Source organism: Paenibacillus sp. FSL K6-2393 (genome assembly GCF_038002545.1).
GTDB lineage: Bacteria > Bacillota > Bacilli > Paenibacillales > Paenibacillaceae > Paenibacillus.
This window is the reverse complement of the sequence record NZ_JBBOCU010000001.1, coordinates 1,801,212-1,822,008: the sequence shown is the minus strand read 5'-3', so window position 1 is coordinate 1,822,008 and position 20,797 is coordinate 1,801,212. Positions and strand designations below refer to the sequence as shown.

At 45.6% G+C, this 20,797-nt stretch carries 20 protein-coding genes; 4 read left to right on the top strand and 16 right to left on the bottom strand.

Going from position 1 to position 20,797, the window contains the following annotated elements:
* Positions 1-85: 85 nt before the first annotated feature.
* Positions 86-1,129 (bottom strand): pectate lyase family protein, encoded by a 1,044-nt coding sequence (locus tag MHI14_RS07985; protein ID WP_036617386.1) that lies wholly within the window; start codon positions 1,127-1,129, stop codon positions 86-88.
* A gap of 289 nt (positions 1,130-1,418) precedes the next feature.
* The gene (locus MHI14_RS07980) at positions 1,419-2,261 is read right to left on the bottom strand and encodes an AraC family transcriptional regulator (protein ID WP_091028081.1); all 843 of its coding nucleotides are present in this window, start codon (positions 2,259-2,261) and stop codon (positions 1,419-1,421) included.
* Between the two features lie 114 nt (positions 2,262-2,375).
* Between MHI14_RS07980 and MHI14_RS07975 the strand changes: the two genes are divergently transcribed.
* On the top strand, positions 2,376-4,361 hold the full coding sequence (locus tag MHI14_RS07975) for a beta-galactosidase (RefSeq protein WP_341130139.1): 1,986 nt from the start codon (positions 2,376-2,378) through the stop codon (positions 4,359-4,361).
* Positions 4,362-4,484: 123 nt separating this feature from the next.
* On the opposite strand, the gene MHI14_RS07970 is transcribed toward MHI14_RS07975, so the two are convergent.
* The 7 genes from MHI14_RS07970 to MHI14_RS07940 form a co-directional block, all read right to left on the bottom strand.
* The gene (locus tag MHI14_RS07970; RefSeq protein WP_341130138.1) at positions 4,485-5,627 is read right to left on the bottom strand and encodes a DUF4179 domain-containing protein; all 1,143 of its coding nucleotides are present in this window, start codon (positions 5,625-5,627) and stop codon (positions 4,485-4,487) included.
* The gene (locus MHI14_RS07965) at positions 5,617-6,165 is read right to left on the bottom strand and encodes a sigma-70 family RNA polymerase sigma factor (RefSeq protein ID WP_249912037.1); all 549 of its coding nucleotides are present in this window, start codon (positions 6,163-6,165) and stop codon (positions 5,617-5,619) included. The genes MHI14_RS07970 and MHI14_RS07965 overlap by 11 nt, the downstream gene beginning before the upstream one ends.
* Before the next feature lie 173 nt (positions 6,166-6,338).
* The gene (locus MHI14_RS07960) at positions 6,339-6,740 is read right to left on the bottom strand and encodes a hypothetical protein (RefSeq protein WP_341130137.1); all 402 of its coding nucleotides are present in this window, start codon (positions 6,738-6,740) and stop codon (positions 6,339-6,341) included.
* A 36-nt stretch (positions 6,741-6,776) separates the two neighbouring features.
* Positions 6,777-7,106 carry a hypothetical protein gene (locus tag MHI14_RS07955; RefSeq protein WP_341130136.1) on the bottom strand — a complete coding sequence of 110 codons (330 nt, stop codon included), beginning with the start codon at positions 7,104-7,106 and terminating at the stop codon, positions 6,777-6,779.
* Between the two features lie 14 nt (positions 7,107-7,120).
* Positions 7,121-7,837, bottom strand: coding sequence for an SMI1/KNR4 family protein (locus MHI14_RS07950; RefSeq protein WP_341130135.1), 717 nt, complete (start codon positions 7,835-7,837; stop codon positions 7,121-7,123).
* On the bottom strand, positions 7,797-8,477 hold the full coding sequence (locus MHI14_RS07945; RefSeq protein ID WP_341130134.1) for a hypothetical protein: 681 nt from the start codon (positions 8,475-8,477) through the stop codon (positions 7,797-7,799). The genes MHI14_RS07950 and MHI14_RS07945 overlap by 41 nt, the downstream gene beginning before the upstream one ends.
* Before the next feature lie 28 nt (positions 8,478-8,505).
* Positions 8,506-8,973: a DUF6386 family protein gene (locus tag MHI14_RS07940; protein WP_176872535.1), complete on the bottom strand. Its 468-nt coding sequence runs from the start codon at positions 8,971-8,973 to the stop codon at positions 8,506-8,508.
* Between the two features lie 188 nt (positions 8,974-9,161).
* On the opposite strand from MHI14_RS07940, the gene MHI14_RS07935 reads away from it, so the two are divergent.
* Positions 9,162-9,539, top strand: a complete 378-nt coding sequence (locus MHI14_RS07935) for a PilZ domain-containing protein (protein ID WP_133385742.1) — start codon at positions 9,162-9,164, stop codon at positions 9,537-9,539.
* A gap of 69 nt (positions 9,540-9,608) precedes the next feature.
* On the opposite strand, the gene MHI14_RS07930 is transcribed toward MHI14_RS07935, so the two are convergent.
* On the bottom strand, positions 9,609-10,952 hold the full coding sequence (locus tag MHI14_RS07930; protein WP_341130133.1) for a uracil/xanthine transporter: 1,344 nt from the start codon (positions 10,950-10,952) through the stop codon (positions 9,609-9,611).
* Between the two features lie 50 nt (positions 10,953-11,002).
* Positions 11,003-11,590, bottom strand: coding sequence for an ankyrin repeat domain-containing protein (locus MHI14_RS07925; protein WP_091028065.1), 588 nt, complete (start codon positions 11,588-11,590; stop codon positions 11,003-11,005).
* A 184-nt stretch (positions 11,591-11,774) separates the two neighbouring features.
* On the opposite strand from MHI14_RS07925, the gene MHI14_RS07920 reads away from it, so the two are divergent.
* Positions 11,775-12,680, top strand: a complete 906-nt coding sequence (locus MHI14_RS07920; RefSeq protein WP_091028062.1) for a LysR family transcriptional regulator — start codon at positions 11,775-11,777, stop codon at positions 12,678-12,680.
* Between the two features lie 70 nt (positions 12,681-12,750).
* Here MHI14_RS07920 and MHI14_RS07915 read toward each other — a convergent pair whose 3' ends face one another.
* The 5 genes from MHI14_RS07915 to MHI14_RS07895 form a co-directional block, all read right to left on the bottom strand.
* On the bottom strand, positions 12,751-14,658 hold the full coding sequence (locus MHI14_RS07915) for a beta-glucoside-specific PTS transporter subunit IIABC (protein ID WP_091028060.1): 1,908 nt from the start codon (positions 14,656-14,658) through the stop codon (positions 12,751-12,753).
* Between the two features lie 127 nt (positions 14,659-14,785).
* Positions 14,786-15,637, bottom strand: coding sequence for a BglG family transcription antiterminator LicT (gene licT, locus MHI14_RS07910; RefSeq protein ID WP_036668684.1), 852 nt, complete (start codon positions 15,635-15,637; stop codon positions 14,786-14,788).
* A gap of 233 nt (positions 15,638-15,870) precedes the next feature.
* Positions 15,871-17,295, bottom strand: coding sequence for a glycoside hydrolase family 1 protein (locus MHI14_RS07905; protein ID WP_091028057.1), 1,425 nt, complete (start codon positions 17,293-17,295; stop codon positions 15,871-15,873).
* A 192-nt stretch (positions 17,296-17,487) separates the two neighbouring features.
* Positions 17,488-18,945: a glycoside hydrolase family 1 protein gene (locus MHI14_RS07900; RefSeq protein ID WP_074096040.1), complete on the bottom strand. Its 1,458-nt coding sequence runs from the start codon at positions 18,943-18,945 to the stop codon at positions 17,488-17,490.
* A 291-nt stretch (positions 18,946-19,236) separates the two neighbouring features.
* Positions 19,237-19,530 (bottom strand): antitoxin Xre/MbcA/ParS toxin-binding domain-containing protein, encoded by a 294-nt coding sequence (locus MHI14_RS07895; RefSeq protein WP_091028056.1) that lies wholly within the window; start codon positions 19,528-19,530, stop codon positions 19,237-19,239.
* Positions 19,531-19,677: 147 nt separating this feature from the next.
* On the opposite strand from MHI14_RS07895, the gene MHI14_RS07890 reads away from it, so the two are divergent.
* Positions 19,678-20,742, top strand: a complete 1,065-nt coding sequence (locus MHI14_RS07890) for a suppressor of fused domain protein (RefSeq protein ID WP_341130132.1) — start codon at positions 19,678-19,680, stop codon at positions 20,740-20,742.
* The last annotated feature ends 55 nt before the right edge of the window (positions 20,743-20,797 follow it).

The window sequence follows — 20,797 nt, the reverse complement described above, 5'->3', positions numbered from 1 at the left end:
AAAAAAAACATAAAAAGCCCTTCTTATACGCTGTTACGTACAAGAAAGGCTTCTTGGTTACGCTAATAAACATGAATACATGGTCTTATTTTCCGAATACAAGTGTTGTATTGGAGGAACCTGCATACTTGGTGACGAACTCACGCGCATAGCTGGCACTCTCTACCTGATAACTGTAATTGGAGCTTGGTCTCCAGTTCGTTTTAGGAGAAGTCGGACTATTAAGCGCTGGTGTACTTCCCGTATCCGTAAACTCACCTTTTCCTTTGTCATCTAAGATGCCACCCTTTTCAGCGCCAGCACCAAAGTAGTTGTTTTCAGAATAAATCCGTGCTTTTTCACCAATTGTGATGGCCTGATTAAAGTTGTTTGCATAGTTGTTTTTGAGATGGAAGTAACCATATCTTAAAAGTCCAGGACCACGTACATATAAATTTTCGAAGTAATTATTGGACATCGTCACATGAGGTACTCCATTGTAACTGCTGTTACCATCATTCGGATGACCCAAGATGACGCCATACTTATGGTTCGCAAATTTGGAATTGCTAATCGTAATATAGTCGGCGCGATCGCCAATATACAGAAGTTTGTCCAGATCACTACCGCCAGAGCTGTAGCTGTGACCAGCAAACGTCACATGATCAATCCAGTAATTGGAGCCTGAAGTGATATACATCTGGATATCATCATTGGCATTAATATTGGAAGCGTGTTCAAAAGTCAGATTCTGAAAAATCACATTGCTTGAACTGCTTGTGGATCTGAAATGAATATTCGTTAATGTATGTTTGCCAAAGGAACCTACAAGTGTCTTGTTCGCTCCGAATTCAACCTTTTGTAGCGTGGAGGAAGAAATATTCTGTTCAACGACGACAATCTTGGCTGTAGAGCCTGCCATATGTGTTCTCAAGTCATTAAGATTACTAACGTAAACCACCTGGCCGTTCTTGCCACCTGTCGTAGCTGACTTGGACACACCATTTTCATTCTTGGCACTGCCTGCAAAACCAGTCAACCCATTCGTACCTGTGTTTGGATAACTGGCCGCACCATATGTAGACGGGGCTGTGGAGACAGTTAACAACAATAGAGTTACAGCGAGTAAAAGCATCGAAAATTTCTTCAAAATTTCACCATCCTTTATAATATTATCCTCAAAGACAACTCGATTATATCGTGTAACTTTGGCTGTGACAATACAAAAATTGCAAAAAGACAATTATTATCATTTTTATGCAACAGCAGATCAGATATAGTGAAAAAACGTAAAACCAGGCCATTTTTTCACACAAAATAGAGCCGCTAATTAGCGGCTCTATTAACGAGTACTATGTGATACAACTAGGAACTGATCTGCCCTCGGATCAGTTCCTGAAGCCTCTGACGAAAATCCATCGCTTGCGGATAATAATATGTCACGACTTCTGATAGCTGCGTCGGAAGGCGCCAGGTGTAAGTCGTTCCAGCTTTTTGAAGATGGCTCCATAATAGCTGGTCGATTCGAAACCGACTTGACGAGCAATATCCTCCATCCCGCGCTGCACATTGTCGAGCAGCAGTTCCTTGCTCTTGTTGACTCTTACCTGATTAACATAGCTGATGGGACGAATACCTGTCGTCTTCTTAAACAAATGACAGAAATATTCTGGTGTGACACAGATCAATCCAGCCAGCGTTGGCAAAGTAATCTCTTCAGCATAATGCTGTTCAATATAGTCCAGAACCGGCTTTATTCGCTCATACTGCTGCCCGACGGTATCGCTGCCCTCGACAGATACGCGTTGAATAATCTCTGTCAATAAGGTATAGAGGACAGCGGAGCAGGCGTAATTGCTTAATGTCTGCTCTTGTGGTGTTAAGGCAGCTTGCAGCAGCTCCCGCATTCGGGATAGAAGGTATTCAGGCTGTGCAAGCGTGTATACGCATGTGTCGACAATGCCCACGGTTTCAAACAAGTTTGCTGACCCGTTGCCATCGAAAATGATCCAGTCGACTTCCCAACTGTCGGATAGCGCATAGTATTCGTGCTTCTGTCCAGGGAATAACAGCATGCCCATACCTGGCTTGACGATATGTTCCGTTTCACTTAGCTTGAGCTTACCCACACCGCTGCGGCATTGTATCCACTGATAATCCTCAATGCCTTGGTCTCGGCGGATATGCTCCTGTTCATGATGCAGGCCGATGCCAAGTAAATAAAAAGGGAGCAGCTTGTCTCGGGCAGATAACACCGGGAAATTACGATTGGGATGAGGCATACGACTAACTCTCCTGATCTTAATATTGTTATATCATATTAATTATTTAAGATATTCACTCGAATTAATATAACATATAATCGCAATATATTGATAAATAAAGGAGATCACAGGATGACAATTAAGATAGGAATTGATTATTATCCAGAGCAATGGACCCCGGAGTTATGGGAGAAAGATGCCATACTTATGCAACAGACAGGGGTTGCTGTTGTGCGAATGGCAGAGTTCGCCTGGAGCCGAATGGAACCGACTGAGGGTAATTATCAGTTTGAATGGCTGGATGCGGCTATAGAAGTATTCGCTTCGCGCGGCATGGAAATTGTGTTATGCACCCCCACCAATACCCCGCCAAACTGGATGACAACCCGTTATCCGGATGTGCTGCCCATGGATGAACAACGCCACATCATTCGGCCAGGTGTGCGTGGACATCGTTGCAACAACAGCCCTTCCTTGAGAATGCTGGGCTCCAAATTTGTGGAAGCGATATCACAGCGCTATAGTAAGCATCCCGCCGTCATAGGCTGGCAAATCGATAACGAGATGCACTACCAGGAATGCCATTGTGATACATGTAATCGTTCATTTGTCGCTTGGCTTCAAAAGCGTTATTCCAATCTGGAGGAGTTGAACCGGGAGTGGGGAACGGTCGTCTGGAGTGGTGAGTACAGCAGCTGGGCTGAGGTAACAACACCACTCGGTGCCAGCAAACCGATGAATCCTTCCTATCTTCTGGAGTACAAACGATTTTGTTCTGACAGCGTAGGCTATCTGCTGGGATGGCAGCTTGAGATTTTACGCCGTAACTGTCCAGGCCAATTTGTGACGCATAACATGTGGCAGTATCCGAATAGCCTGGACTATTATGATATGCACAACGAATTGGACTTCGTCTCTGTTGATTATTATCCGAATGAGCTGTATCGCGATTATGGCGATCGGTTTCCGAGGAACGGAGCGCTTACGTTGGACTTGGTTCGCGGTATCAAACGCCGGAATTTCTGGGTAATGGAACAGCTCAGCGGAGCACAGGGCGCCTGGATGCCTATTCAGCGCACCCCGTATCCTGGACTGATCCGAGCTCGCTCCTGGCAGACAATCGCTCGCGGTGCAGATATGGTCGTCCATTTCCGCTGGCGGAGTGCAACCGTCGGAGCCGAACAATTCTGGCATGGGCTGATCGACCACAGCAATGTTCCTGGACGCAGGTTCAGGGAGTTCGCGGAGCTTACTCGCGAGGTGAACCAGTTAGGAGAAATGCTAGCCGACTCGACCATTGTTACCCAAGTTGCGATTCTGCATTCGCATGATCAGCATACGGCGCTTTCCCTTCAGCCGCAGGCGGAAGGGGGAATGCACTATATAGACAACCTGTCCTCAATGCATAATGCATTTCTTAAAATGGGCGTAGGTACAGACGTTATCAATTGGACCGAGGAGCTCGATGGGTACAAGCTGGTCGTTGTCCCTTCCCTCTTCCTGTTAAGTGAAGAAGTAGCACAACGACTGGAGCGATTCGCAGCTACAGGGGGGACGGTTGTCCTCACCAATCGGACTGGTGTGAAGAACATGAGGAATGTATGTGAGATGCTGCCTCTGCCGGGGCTACTGGCAGAAGCGGCGGGTGTTGTCGTAAGTGAATATGATGCCATCGGCAGCAGTGAGCATCGGATACGGAACGCGGAGGGCAAGACATTCGCTGCAAAGCAATGGTGTGATCTACTGGAACTGCGAGGGGCAGAGCCGATCGCCTGGTATGACAACGACTTTTACGAGGGTGTACCGGCGGTTACTGTCAATAAGTTTGGTGAAGGTGAAGTGTATTATGTCGGCACTTGGCCGGAGCCATCGTATTTCTATCAGCTGTTTGAAGGCATATTGAAGGAAAAGGATTTGGCGCCCAAAATCCAGTTGCCGGAAGGTGTCGAGCTGTCGATTCGAACGAAGGGGGAGCAAAATTTCCTCTTCCTGATCAATTTGATGAATGAGCAACGAGAGATTACGCTGGACGTTCCTTATCGCAGCTTGTTGAACAGCGCGAGGTTGGATCAGAAGTTGACCCTTCCAGCTCTGGGAGTAGATATTTTAACTGTATAAGATCAGCCGTTTTCATATTTAAAAAGGGATGTCTCACAAGGCTTACGACCTTCAGGGACATCCCTTCTCTGCTTTCACTAACATCCACCTAATCTGAATAAGAGTATTTCCAGTTAGTTCATCTTATTTGATTTTGATTTCCAGTTCATCATTCTTGGCTTCCTGCAAATCATCATAGACCTTATCTGGTTTACCACGAAGTTTTAATACCATGGACTCCGGATGGTCCAACAGATTGCTACTGAAAGAATACATCATTTCATCTTCCGATCCGCTCCCGCCTACCATGGATAACTTGGTCTGCTTCCCATTCCTGGAGGTCGAAATGATCTCGATAGGCCGAACGACCTCGCTGATCGACAACTTCGTTTTGTAATCAATCTCTTGATCAGGTGCATGGACAAATTTGACCCGAGTTACTAGCGGAGACATCTCCACCTCCGACAATAAGACCTCATAGCCTCCAAGAGTAAAAGTCCGATTAACGTTAATGACTTCCGTTTTGGGGATAGAAAACTTAGGATCAAGAGGAAAAGAAAGATTCATTTTTTTGGAAAATTTATATTTTCGTTCTTTCTCCCCGTTGTCTGCATAATTCACCACATCTGGTACAACTGAGGACAGCTGGAATTGTAGATTCACTTGCTCAGGCAGCGGTTTATTTCGACTTCGCTCAATTGTATTCCGGCCATAAATGGTATGTTTATCATTCGAGAAATGCACCCCTCCTATATTTCCGTTATCAAGGACATAACCTGTTCTTGCATCCGTCATCTTGGTATTGACTATCGAATACATCTCTTGCGAAGCATCCGTTCTAGCGGTATACAATACCGTTATCCTGTTCTCATCTGCCAGAACCGCATTCACGGTAAACTGATATATGCCCGATGTAACCGTCCGATCCACGAGTTGCACATAACCATTATTGAGCGTTGAAGTAATCGTAGCACGGTCCATATCCGAAGTTAGCAGGCCACGGAAGGGCTCAAGTACTCCCCAATGGATTACAGGCTCAGTATATGTTGCCGGTTGTTGCCCATAGTTTCCAAGCGGGCCCATAAGAAACCAACCCGCAGCCAGAACCGTGACCAGCACTGCCGTGATCCATTTGACACGAAAGGTCCTACCTGATCTTTTTGTTCTGGCCTTTGCGAGACCACGTTGAATTGCAGCAGTCGTGTCCGCCGGATTCCAGTGCTGCTTCTCTCTTTTCACCTGATATGCATCTGCAAGAAGTGCTTTCTCCTCCGGGTTAGTGGTCATGCCAATCCCTCCTATTCTTCATCAACTTGCGCAACTGCTGGAGTCCCTTGTGCTGCCAGGTCTTGATCGTCCCTTCCGGTTTGCCGAGGATCGAGGCAATATCCGTCAGTGTCATGTCGTTATAATATTTCAGCAATAATACATGGCGATATTTCGGTTTCACCTTTTGCAAAAGAGATTCCATAGCAATTCGGTTATCATCTACACTGATCATCCAAGACGCCGGAATGCTGTCCTCCAGATTCTCCTTCGCCAGAGGTGTCGCCCGCTTGCGGCGCCTCTGTTCATCGATGCAGACATAGATGAGAATCCGAATGATCCACGACTTGAACGCCTTCTCATTATTCAGCGTACGACGTTTGATCCAAGCTCGGCATGTCATCTCCTGCACAGCTTCCAGCGCATCTTGCCGGTTACGCAGGTAGCTGTAGGCAATAGAAATGAGCGTATCTTGATGTTCCATAATGGATTGCACAAATTCCGTCTCATCTTCGGTCTGTACATAGATCCTCTGGTTCATCTCTGCTTTTGTTTCCACCCCGCATCCCTCCTTCTCTCTCTTTCTGTGGTATAAGACGGGTGAGTGAAGCAAACGGTTTTTATTCATCAAAAAAAGCTCCGCCATCATCATGAGGGAGCTTGATTACATAGCACTTCTGCCGCAGGTATACTGAATTACGCACAAGCATGAACAATTCAAGATCAACTAACTTACAAATTGCCGGTGACTTCGATCCCGTCGGCCAATTGCAGATGGTTTCTCACCCAAGCTGTGAACTGATTCAAAAAATTCCGTAATTCAGGCTCTGCAACCACCTGTTGATCCAACTCTGATAAAATCTCTACCCATACATCCTTCGTAATGGGATTGTCCCAGCAGGGATCAAGTGCCTTCATCTCTTCTCCAGTTCGCGGGTCAGTTAATGGAAATGCGCGATCCAATGCGGAACGAATATAGTCAAAGTCTTCATTATATATGAATAGCATGTCTTCCATCTCTACTTCAACCGATTCTTCTATGTATAAAGGGGATAAAACAAAACCCACATTCCGCTGTGGACCTTGATACTGATACATGAGCGCAGGAATTGTTCTCTTTGATTTTTTAGCCATATATGCTCCTCCTGTTTCAGGCAAATCTCTTACCGATCAGAGTTCAAACCAGATTAAACCACCATCAACCTGCCTGGTTTCTCGCTCCATCTGATGCATCCAGCTCCGACCTTTTTCACCCCAGATATGGAACAAACAGTAGATATACAACTCCCCATCCACAATTTCTTCTAACCCAGAGGCCTCTTCTATGCACACTTCAAGAGCTATAGGCCAGGAAGGATCTTCACGTTTCAATACAAAGCCGTTGGCTTGGTGTTCCAAACTATACACTTCGGTAAATTTTAATGAACTTGCCAAACGCTTCACGACGACTTCAGGTAAAATCGCAGGCTCCGTTGTTCTAATCCCATATTCCCAGCCCATATGTAGAACCTCCTTCAGACTTCGTTCGCTCCAGATTGTTGCTTTTGTTCATGCATTTGATGGATTGAACGATCTAACCACAACTCATACCAGTCCAGAAAATGCAATCGATTCGTATTGCCCCAATACTGATCAGGATATATTCCATTTCGGTTAGCCCGGTCATCAACCCATATCTCTCCGTAGGAGGCTCCCTTAACAATCAGATTCATGGAGATGCCACAACCAAAATCACTGATGCGCAGCATACCTGCCGACCACTTTGGATCAAAATATTCGTGTTCCAGCGCATCCCATTCCTCTTCTTCCTTGCTGTCTTCGAACCAGTCATAGTTCCAGTTCCATGATTCCGTGAATTGAAAAGGGTCCGAGATTGCATTCAGCTCATCGTCATAACCAAGCACAGCGTATACACCGTCATCCGGGTTTTCCAGACCATAATAAGGTCCTGCACCACCCGTTCCCATATGAAGAAGCCATGCCTTATACTCCTCCGGCAACTCAATTCGCCATTTCTGTTCAAATAGCGCGATATCCTTCTGCGTCCACAAAGACGCCATTTCATATTTATGGTTCTCTGCGCCAAACAGGTCCAGATCGGGGTCGAGACTCCGGAGAGTGATCAACTTTTCACGCATACGTTCCAATTGCATCTTGTACATGGCTTCCCCATCTCCCTTAGCTACTCTATTACGTTTGTCCCACGGCGTACCCGCGTTGCTGTAACTCATCCAGTGCTGCTGCCACATCTCGCTCAGGACACAACTGCTTAATCAGGCTGGCGGTCACCGGTTTTTCTTCATATATTTCAGCTACGGCTTCCAACGGAAGATCCTGCAAGTCGTAGTACCCTTTTGCCCAATCAACGTAATCTTCCGAGTTCTTCTCTATATATCCAAGTAAAAATTCCGCACCACCTCTGGCGTCCGCTTTGTCTTCCTCGGTCATCGCCAGCTGAATCCAGTTACCAACCTTCCATGACAAGTCGTTCCCTTCCTGCCATAGGCAAAAGGTCACATCTTCCATATCCAATGTTTCCTCCTGATCTCGCAGAACAGCCATCAACGTCTCCGGCACTTCATCATACATGCCCGGGTAGATCTCACCATCCTCACGAGCATGCGGACTTAAAGGTGACTCATGATCAAATCCCTTGATCAACGTGCCCGAATCCGTAAACAATACATGCAGATGATCACCTGCGCCGTTATTGATGCTTCCCCATGCCACACCTGGCTGAAGTTTATCTTCATAATGATGAACGCGTAGCCATTCTTCCTCCGAAAAGATGATATCCAAAGCAGCAAGTATTCTCATCCGTTTACGCAGGGCATCTGCATTCATCATCGTTATCTCGTTCCAATCCTGCATATGAATCCCTCCTGTTTGTATATGTACACTATATCCGGATTAATTCATCCAGCGTGTTATTTCCCTGAATACTTGGTGTCATGACAATGGTGATCCGACTGGCTTCTCTGGAGACGATACACGCATAATTTCCGGGCTTTAACTGAAACAGAACCCCTTCACACGTCTCATCCGGCTCCAATTCACCGCCAGTGACATCATCCGCCGCTCCCAGATAGATGTGCCCAGACGGAACTTGCAGATGATACACCTTTTCCCGTTCCGCTGCGTGATCTGGACCTGAATCCTCCCCTACATCCTCCAGGCTCCATTCCACCTCATACACTCCATCCGCACCCAGATTCAGGAACAGACAATGACCTGCATTCACCTCAGCCAGCTCATCCACTGGAATGGACCACCAGTCCGAAGTATCCTCGGCACGATGTTTTAACGCTGCCAGATCATACAGGCACAATGTTGCCGTATCTGTAACCATTTGAAATGTTCCTCTCATATTCACCCGTCCCTTCTGTCTGATCCAGGTCTGACCTCAGAAATATATTCCATCATTATATCAAGCCTGATACACGTGTAAAAGGAACCCATGGACCATCTCTGCTTGCGCAACTCTTCATTTCTCGCTCCAAATGGTCGATATAAGCATAACTGACTTTTTTTGAACCTGATGGAGGAAGCCAAGCCATGTCAATTAACAATAGAAAAGAACCCTTTCGCTACACATTGAAGGAACCGATCCACTTTGAGATCTATATTCTCAGCATCAACGGGGTTAACGCACCAGCCAAACCCATTCAGGCCGAACTCTGCGATATCAGTCGATCCGGCTGTCAGCTGTCATTTCCGCTATCCCTTCCTGTAGAGAATAACGATATTCGGATTGGAATGAATATGCTGCTCTTTGAAGACCCTCTATATATGGAAGGCACTCTCCGCTGGGGTCATGAAAAAAATACCTCATGGCACTATGGAGTTCAACTGGAAATGCAGGATGGAAACCAGGACCGCCTCTCCAGAGAGATGCGAATGCTTGCAGGACAAGGCAAAATTATCGTGAAATAGCCATATAGCCTGATAACAAAAAACAAAAAAACAGCCCAATCAAATTGGACTGTCGCAAGATGAAACTCTTTATGCCGCTTTACTAACTGTCGCTGGTTGTTCCATTTTGGACCAGTTCACGGTTTTTTCAAGAATGAGTGAGACCAATACCCCAATGACGAGACCATTGCTTATGATTGGAATAAGATACATGGGCAAGGTTTGAAAGGCTTCAGCAGGAATATTCATGACAGCAACTCCCGTGAGGACCGGCAACGCTACACGATAGATCGTTTTAGAATTAAACGTTGTACCTTCAAGCGTTCTTAGTGCCGTGCCGAACATCTGAAGATAAGCCACAAACAGAACAGCACTGCCAACGCTTGGTGGTATTTGTGCAAAAAATGCTGTCACAGAAGGTGTAAGACCCATCATACATAACAACCCCGCTCCAATAATAAAGGCAGCACGACGCAGAATGCGAGTACTCTCCAGGAACCCGATCGATGATGCAAATAAACCAAAGGGCAGCACACCTACACAGGCTGACAACATCGTGAACAGACCCGTTAGCGCATAGGAATGCCTATACTGACGGCTTGTTGTTTCTGTCCGGTATAGCTTCTCGACTGTACTTAATGTGGTGATCGAATTCGTCATATTCACCAGCCCTACGAAAAATGCAGTAATGACAATACCCGGTTCCCATCTGGGTGCTCCCCACGGAAACAGTTCGAGGCCTGCCGGGGCCTGATTAGGCTGTCCGCTATGTTGTCCAGGAAACAATAAACTATAAGCGATCCAGCCTGCCACAATCCCAATCAGGATCGCGTAGTTCCCCAGTTTCCCCCTACCCTTTAATTGAATCCATGCCACCAAAAATGCAATGACAACGGACAATGCGGCAACAGGCAGATCGAAACGACCAAACTCCGTATATCCAATCATACCTTTGAAAAAATTCATGGTTAATTGAATCGTCATTAGAAACAACATGGCACTCTTCACCATAGGTGTGAACAGCTTCTGCAGCACTTGCGCTGCCCCCAGCCAACCCAGAATCATCATGGTTAGTCCCGCTAACAGAAAACCTGCAGCCAGCCCACCGCCGATACGCTCCAGACTCATACCGGCCGATGAAGCAGATACCGTCAAACTTAGCGTTAATCCCCACCATAATCCTGATGGACCATCCATGACCGCATATCGATGGCCGAATACGGCTTGAAGGATACACACTGCTCCGGTAAGTATGAATGCGTGCTGCATCGAGCCAGCGATCGCATCCGGGGACAGATGAAAATTATGTCCAATGGATAGCGGAACAACAACGGTATTGGTAAACAGGAAGAAAAACCATTGTATACCTGCCAAAATCAGGGAAGATACGTCCTTCATATTCTTTTGTAAAAAATGCTCTTGATGTCTGTTCATTCGTTCGGAATATCCTTTCACTGTTCTGTATCATAAATGTATAAGTCTCTTCAGACTTGGGTTAATAGTCGTTCCATCTCGGCATACCGATGCCGGCTCGCATGTGCAAGCGGTATAATCCCGTCCCGATCCGCAATCTTTGGATCTGCACCATATTGCAAAAGCAAGGCAACAATCTGCTGATGACGCGGTCCACCATCTCCCAAAATGACTGCTTCCAGCAAGGCTGTCCAACCCAGGTTGTTGATATGATTCACATCCACATCGCTGCGTGTCAGCAGAAGCTCCACAATGTCCACATGGCCCCGATCCGCTGCTGGAATAAGGGCTGTACCGCCAAAACGATTCGTTAACCTTGTATCTGCACCTGCTTCAACGGCCAGTTCGACCATGTCATACATACCCTCAGCACTCGCGTATAACAGCAGGTTGTCCAATCGTGCATCCCGAAGATTAATGTCGGCTCCGGCGTCCACTAGCATCCTTGCCGTGTCTATCTTGTTACCGTGCACCGCTGCCATCAGAGGTGTTCGCCCCAATGCATCCCGTTCATTCAACCGGCTGCCCTGTTGTGTGATAAATCGAATGACCTCATCAGTATGGCCCGCTAGAGCGGCATCATGTATTGTTCTAACCACGTTGCTTCATCCTCCAATTCAAGGTCTTTCTCGTGCAGCAATATTTATATGGAAACCAAGTCCCGTTAGTCAGGTATGCAAATCTAATGTATGGTAACATAAGATCGTAGTATATTAAAAATACATGTTTTGTTGGCTTTCCATACGAATTACATATACATCGCAGGCGAAGGAGAACAACCACTTGGATATCAAACAATGTCGCTATTTCATTGCCATTGCTGAGGAGAAACAGATTACAGCAGCAGCCCGGAGACTTCACATGGCTCAGCCGCCCTTAAGCCAGCAGCTTAAGTTAATGGAAGAAGAGCTTGGTGTGATTCTATTTGAACGCAAAGGGCGCATGATGGAGCTAACGCAGGCGGGTCGCAGCTTCTATGATTATGCGGTTACCTTGACCAAATATATGGAGGAAGCTGTAATGGAGATGCAAAGTTTCCGTCACGGCATACGGGGCAAACTCTCCATTGGCATCAATACCATATCGGATCGCCTGATCCCACAAGCACTGCAACAGTTTCGCACCACCCATCCACAGGTTACCTATAAAATTCAGCAAAATGAGTCTGCACAATTATGCCGCCTGCTGGAAGATGGCAAAGTTGAACTCGCCTGTGTACGCATGCCCGTCCAGACAGAACGCTATGAGGTGCTGCACCTGCCACAGGAGCCCCTCTTCTATATTTCTTCAACACCGCTGGATAGCCCAACGGAGATGACCCCTGGAGCGGAGATGCGGACTTATTTCAATCAGCTTACAGGTATCCCTCTACTGCTTCCAAGCACAGAAGGACTCGGTATGTTCGAGCTAATTTTGGACAAGTTCCGGGAGCATCAGGTTACCCCCTCCATCATGGGTGAGTGCTCAGACATTAATATGTTGCTAGAACTGGTCCGACTCGGCTTCGCCAGTTCCATCGTGCCTCACACGGTACTACAGCTATATCACGAGCACCCATTCCACGTATATCGCATCCAGGATCAGCATTCCACGGTTGGCTCGGCGCTGGTCTGGCTGCAGAACCGTTATCTGTCCAAGCCTGCACAACACTTTGTGCAACTGGTCCAGGGTATGCTTCCCGTGGTGTAAAAGGCTATAAGCAAAAAACAGCAGCTTTACCGGATTACATTCCGGTGAAGCTGCTGTTTCATTTTTATGGTTAAGCTTTAGCTGTGAACAACAAGTCTTTTTCTTTGATCGTCGTGCGACCAGCAGACTCAATAGACTCATACTGGTGCATGTTTGTAATAATAACTGGTGTAATCGTTGTATAACCGGCTTTTTCGATCTGTTCCCGGTCGAACTCCATCAGTACATCACCTACGGCAACCTTCGCACCTGCTTGAACTTTAGGAGAGAAGAATTGACCTTTCAGCTTCACGGTATCAATCCCGATATGAATCAACATCTCTGCGCCTGTATCACTTACCAGACCAATGGCATGTCCACTCTTCGATAACGAGAACACGGTTCCGTTGATCGGAGATACGACGCGACCTTCAGAGGGTTGAATCGCGAATCCTTTACCCATAATCTCTTCAGAGAATGCAGGGTCCGGCACTTCGCTCAGCGGTTTAACTTCACCTGTGATCGGGCTAAATACTTGCTCATCTTGTGCTTTTGCCTCTTCAGTTACAGCAGCAGAAGTTGTTGCTGGTGTTGCTGGCTCAGCTGCTGGTGCAGCTACTGGCTCTGATGCATTTTCTTCTTGGAAGCCCAAGATATACGTAATGATTGCTGCTGCTACGATGGCAATCAAACCACCAACCAGAGCATAAATCAATGTGCTAATTGCTGGACTGACAAATGCGGCAATACTCGGCAGACCCGCAAGTCCTGTAATAACATACGATTTAACATTGAAGATCCCCATAAATGCACCTGCGATAGCTCCACCGATAAGCGCTGCAATAAACGGTTTTTTGAACTTCATGTTGATACCATACATCGCTGGTTCCGTAATCCCCATAATAGCCGTAAGACCTGTGGAATAGGCAAGGGATTTGGTTTTGCTATTTCTCGATCTGAGACCTACACCAAATGCTGCACCACCTTGTGCCAAGTTAGCTGCAAACATCAGTGGAATAATAAAGTCGTAACCCAGTGTTGTCATTGAACCTACAACGATTGGCAGCAACGCATAGTGCATACCTGTAATGATCAGCAGTGACATCGTACCACCAATCAGAATACTTGCGAAGATGGACATATTGTCGAACAACCATGAAATACCACCAGACAAACCATTACCAAGAACCGTACCCAGTGGTCCAACAGTCATCAACGTCAGTGGAACCATAATTAACAGGGTAACTGTTGGAACAATGAGTAACTTAAGTGAAGCATGTACAACACGATCAACGGCTTTTTCTACATATGAAGCAATCCAAACTGCTAGAACAATTGGAATAACTGTAGAAGAATACGTTGCCGCTATGACTGTAATCCCCATAAAGGATGAGTTGTGACCATCGGCCAGCAATGCTGTAATGGTCGGGTGCATAATACCCGCAGCAAGCGCCGCAGCAATATACATATTACTACCCAGCTTACGTGCAGCACTAATCGCCAGAATGATTGGCAGGAAGTAGAATGCACCGTCACCGATTGCAGACAAAATGATGTAGGTCGAACTGGTATCGGACAACCATCCAACTGCGACAAGGATGGCCACGATCCCTTTGATCATACCTGCACCCGTAATCGCAGGCAGAATTGGTGTAAACATACCTGAGATGAAGTCGAACAGCGCACTTATTGGATTTCTCTTTTTCTTTTCTCCAGTTGAAGCACCGGATGAGGCATTATCTGCGGTTGGTGATTTGGACATGTTGCCAACGAGTGCGTTATACACGATAGGCACATCGTTACCAATGATAACCTGGAACTGTCCACCGTTTTCCATCACGCCCATAACGCCTGGTGTATTTTTCAGCGTCGCTTTGTCCGCTTTTTGGTTGTCATTCAGGTTAAATCTGAGTCTTGTCATACAGTGAGTGACTTGATCGATATTCTCTTCGCCACCAACAAGCTTCAAAATATCCTTGGACAATTGTTGTTTATCCATTGTGTTTTGCTCCTTTTATGTGTAATGAAGGTTAAAAAAAACCTAAACACTGAATAATGACAAAGCAGAAAAGCTTATCATTATTCAACGTTTAGGTTTTGCCTTTTTAGCAGTAACAATCCCAACTTTATTCAATTGTTTGTTCATTTCTGACAACTCGTTCAATATGAATGGTCAGATACAGTATTTCTTCCTTGGACAACACCCGATTATAAATCTTACGCGTATAATCACTGATCCTTACTGCACATGCATGTGCTTCCGGATACTGCTTACTCACCAAGTCATGAAGCGGGTTATCTTCTTCTTTATCTTCAATCGCCGTTCCTTGCAACACACGTTGGGCAAAGAACTTCAGATGAGTTAAAAATCGATAATAACTCAATGAATCTTCATCAAGTTCAATCACAAAGCTACGTCTTACGATGTTAAGTATGTCCTTAACAATGTTTGTAATACTGATCGTTTCCCTCATCTCACCGTTCATCTGGGCATTAACCAGATGCATTGCAATGAATGCGCATTCGTCTTCGGGTAGCAGGACCCCTAATGTTTCCTCAATAATCTGTAGCGCCTTGAGTCCAATGGCATATTCCTTCCGGTACATGCGCTTGATCTCCCAGAACAATGCGTTACGGATCTGCAATCCTTGACGATGTCGATCAATGGCAAAATGAATATGATCCGTCAGTGAAATGTAGATGCTTTCATGCAGCTTCTCACCTAACACCGTCTCGGCATAACGGATAATCTCATCCGAGCACTCGACATATTCAACCGGGATATCAGACAGAAGTGTTTTAAGTTTCTGTGATACTTCCTTACTTTCAAGCGAGAATATTTTTTCGACGAGACTCTCGTCAATCGATTCACCAGTATGCTTTTTGAAGGCAATTCCACGTCCCATAACGACCAGTTCGTTTCCTCCCGGATCAATTACGGTAACTACGTTGTTGTTCAGCACCTTCTCAATTTTCATTTCTTCACATCACCTTGCACCGTCAAAGTAGTAAAAGGCAAAACCAAAGCAGGTCACGAAATATGCCCCGCCTCTGGTTTTGCCTGATTGAACAGTAACAATCCAGTATTCATTAGCCTTAGGCCCATCTTACCATATAATTATCCATATGACAATGTTTTTGTGAAAGCGGTTAATGTGCGTTAATGTGACATAAGAAGGTGCTTGTACAACTCTGCTTATAGCACTAGTATTTACTCGTTGTTGTTCTTAAGACTTGCGCCATTTGTACTAATAACTTCCTTGTACCAATGGAATGATTTTTTCTTGTAACGATCCAATGTTCCGGAACCGTCATTGTTGCGGTCTACATAGATGAAACCATAACGTTTCTTCATTTCTGCTGTCGAAGCACTTACCAGGTCAATACAGCCCCATGACGTATACCCCATCACTTCTACGCCATCCTCAAGAGCTTCGCCCACCTGTACCAGATGGTCATTCAAGTATTGAATACGGTAATCATCGTTCACCGTTTTATTGCCATTTTCGTCCGTGATTAGCTCATCTACTGCACCCAGACCATTTTCGACAATAAACAATGGTTTTTGATAACGGTCCCAGTATTTGTTCAGGGTTACGCGCAGTCCTTGCGGATCGATCTGCCAGCCCCACTCACTCGCTTTGAGGTACGGGTTTTGTACACCCGCGAACAAGTTTCCTTTTCCTTCGATACGTTTCTCGGGATCACCTGTCTCACAGATACTTACATAATAACTGAACGAGATAAAGTCTACGGTATGCTTCAAAATTTCAGCATCGCCGTCTTCAAACTTGATATTGATATTATTCGCTTTGAAATAACGATTAATGTATTTTGGATAGTAACCACGTGCATGGATATCAGCAAAGATATCATTGCGCTGTTCCGCATGCATCGCTGCAACCACATCATCCGGATTCGGAGTCAACGGGTACGTAGGCATGCTCAGTACCATACAACCGATTTTGGCTTCAGGCATAATTTCATGACCCAGTTTTACAGCCAGGGCACTAGCTACCAATTCATGATGGATCGCTTGGTACAGATCCTGTTTGGACAGTTCTGCTTTTGGCGTATAGATCCCGCCGCTCATGAATGGCTCCTCCAGGATGGAGTTAATCTCATTGAATGTCAGCCAGTATTTCACTTTGCCTTTGAAACGGTTGAAAAGCACTGTTACATAACGCTCGTAGAACTCGATCATTTTACGGTTAACCCAGCCATCATACGTTTTGGACAGATGCAGCGGTGTCTCATAGTGAGAGATCGTTACGAGTGGTTCAATGCCATATTTGTGGCACTCATCGAACAGGTCATCGTAGAATTGCAGACCTTTCTCGTTTGGTTCCAATTCATCACCTTTAGGGAAGATACGGGACCAAGCGATGGATGTACGGAACACTTTGAAGCCCATTTCAGCAAACAGTTTAACATCCTCTTTGTAACGGTTGTAGAAATCGATACCGATCAGTTTCAGGTTATCTTCTGTAGGTGCTTCCGTTCTAGGCGTTGTAATCCCGTGTGGCATTACATCTTGAACAGACAGACCTTTGCCATCTGTATTATAAGCTCCTTCAAGTTGGTTGGCTGCTACAGCGCCGCCCCATAGGAAGTCTTTCGGAAATGGTGTAGTCATATCAATCATTCCTCTCTAAATTAACGATATTTTCATTCTTTGTCTAAATGCAATACTCTATCCTTTGCCGACAGGAAAAAGCGGACAATCTCCAACTGAAAGGGCCATCAGGAAAATTAGATTCCTTCCATGCCAACTTTCGCGTTAGGTTTTGCCCGCTTTTTATGCGGTAACAATCCTGGAAACGAGATTTTACAGCTGCTCACCATTGCTGGAGATTACGTTTTTGTACCAGTCAAATGAATCCTTTTTGGAACGTTTGAGTGTTCCGTTACCTTCGTCATCCAGATCCACGTAGATGAAACCATAACGTTTGGACATTTCGGAAGTGGACATACTCACAAGGTCAATCGGGCCCCATGCTGTAAATCCAATCAGATCCACGCCATCTTTGATGGCTTCTTTCATTTGTTCGATGTGTTTTTTCAGGTAATCCACTCGATAGGAGTCATGGATCGAACCGTCTTCTTCAACACGGTCATATGCGCCCAGACCATTTTCTACGATGAACAATGGTTTCTGGTAACGATCCCAGAAGTTGTTCAGGGTTACGCGCAGACCGATCGGATCGATCTCCCAGCCCCAGTCGGACGCTTCCAGATAAGGGTTTTTCACGCCGCCAGTCAGGTTACCCGATGTTTCTTCCTTGTCTGCGGATGCAGATTTGGTTACGGACATGTAGTAACTGAAGGAGATGAAATCAACGGTATTGTTCAGCAAGATCTCATCATCGCCTGCTTCTTTTTGGATCACGATGTCGTTTTCTTCAAAATAACGTGCCATGTAGTTCGGGTATTTACCACGAGCATGCATGTCCGTGAAGAAGAGGTTGATCTGATTCTCGTGTTGAGCCAGACGAACATCTACCGGATTACATGTTGCTGCATAGGTTTCCATACGAGCAAGCATACAACCCACTTGGGAACCAGGGATAATCTCGTGAGCAAGCTTCGTAACCAATGCACTTGCTACAAATTGATGATGCAGCGCTTGATAAGTTGTTTGCAGTTTGTTGTCCACTTTATCGATCAGAATGCCGCCGCCAGTGTACGGGCTGAACAGCATGACGTTAATTTCATTAAACGTCAGCCAGTATTTCACTTTATTTTTATAACGGTTGAACACCGTTTCTGCATATCGAACATAGTGCTGGATTACTTCACGGCCAGCCCAGCCGTTATATTTTTGCGTCAAGCCAAGCGGTGTCTCGTAGTGAGACAATGTAACAAGCGGCTCGATGCCATATTTCAACAATTCGTCGAATACTTCATCATAGAATTTCAAGCCAGCTTCATTTGGCTCTTGATCATAACCGTTCGGGAAAATACGTGCCCAGTGAATGGACAAACGGAATACTTTGAAGCCCATTTCAGCGAACAATGCAATATCTTCTCTAAAGTGATGATAGAAATCGATACCAAAACGTTTCGGGAACCGTTCTTCGATTTTGCCGGAGAGGATCTCTTCGATTCGGGAAGAGGAAATTTCCATGGCATGTCCGCCTGTACGCTTCTCCTTGGGAACATGAGCGATCATGTCCGCTGTGGAGAGGCCTTTGCCGTCCTTATCGAATGCACCCTCCAATTGATTGGCAGCTGTAGCGCCGCCCCATAGGAAGTTTTCGGGGAATCCTTTTTTTGCCGTGGTCATGAACAACAACCTCTTTTCGAAATTTATTTTGGTTTTTCCAGGTAAAACATTGTGTAATTTAGAGCAGAAAACAAGAAAAACCTAAACTCAAGGTAAAATAGCACCAAAAAAAGGAGCCTTCATTTCACCATCAGTTTAGGTTTTGCCTGTCTTCACAGTTACAATCCATCAAAAGATGTTATTGCATATTCTGTTGTGTTTGCTCTTGTAATGTAAGCGTAACATATCTATTTTGCAAAATCAACTTCACTGGATCATATGATCGTTCGCACACTCTCAACATCGAAAAAATCAACGCGGCATACGCATAATCGCTGCCCTTAATGCCTGCGCTCCTTCCTCCGTTTCCAGGTAAACAGCGGGACTTTGGTCCCCTAAAGCCGGGATATCTTTCGCCATCCATTCAAAAGCGTACTCCCCCATTTCACACAAAAGCACCCGACTTATATCCGCCGGAATTCCTTGTAATCGCGCACGTTCTACCCACGCGGGGTCCAACTTTTGTCCAAGTTCTTCAAACAGTTCGGAAAATGAGTCCCAGCTTGCCTGATCAAACTCGCTTGAATAAATACCTTTCATACTCATGTAATTTCACTCCCCATATCGCCATTTGTAACCCTGTGGTCCTATTTAACACAATTCATCCTTAAGCCGCTTGAAACCACTTCTGTAACAGGTAGACTTAATTTTAAATGTTTTTCGGGGGAAAGAACAGTCTAGGAGGATTCAATAATGACTCATGAAGATAACACAGCTGGTTGGGATGCGATTGATCAATCCATGCGTGAATTGTATGGGGAACAAGAGCCAAAACACTACGGCACTGCCCTTCCGTATATGCTCGGTGGTCCTGATCCACTCGATGGCATTAGCGTTTATGAAGTGAACACACCTATGCCTCACTGGCATTTTGTCACCTATGGTTTCTCTGAATTATATGAAAAAGAGATGCAGGATGCATCCAAAAGCGGGTATGGATTCGAACTCACATTTCGTCTTACACGCACTGAAGAAGAAACTGAACCGCCAGCCTGGGCGCTGAATCTGTTACAGAATGTAGGACGATACGTCTTCAACAGTGGAAATATCTTTCAGCCAGGAGATTACATGGACGCTAATGGTCCCATCTGCCTGGAGTCCGATACTTTGCTGACTGCGCTCTCCTTTATAGAAGACCCGGATCTACCCGCAATCTCTACGCCTAATGGTTCAATGCAATTTATTCAGATGGTAGGCATTACAGGTCGGGAACTGGAAATGATTCAAAGCTGGAATGCTCGTGGATTCCTGTCTGCCTCCTCCATGTTCATGCCCAAATATGTGACGGATCTGATGAGAAATTCGTACGCAGATATTCCTTCGGTTATACAAGCGGTTGAGGATGGAATTGAACAGGACGGGTCCAGCACAGCGTTTTTATTCATACAACAACTGGGCTGGGAGTCTCCTCGCAAAAAATTGCTGCAAAAAGCGATTCCGGCCAAACTCCAGCTCGGAGCCAAACAAGCTGTATTAGTTGGCACCATCCTTCGTAGCCGAATTTCAAAAGGTGCCTCTCTATCCTTGATCGGACCTGATACTAATATTCTGTTTGAAGCAGGAGAACAACCAGCCGTATTGGAATCGGACAGACAAGTTACCCTGACGGTGAACAAACAAATTGTTGAGGAGCTGGCAAAGAACCTTCGCCCGGTTGAAGGAACATTCGAGATAACTTCATTGGATCATATTATCATTCAGATTGTTAGAACAGAAATCAAGGACCAGGAAGGACACGTCATTCAAACGATTGGATGAGAACATTCTCAAGTTCGATATAAGAACTACCTTTCTATCTAACGACTGTGCAGCA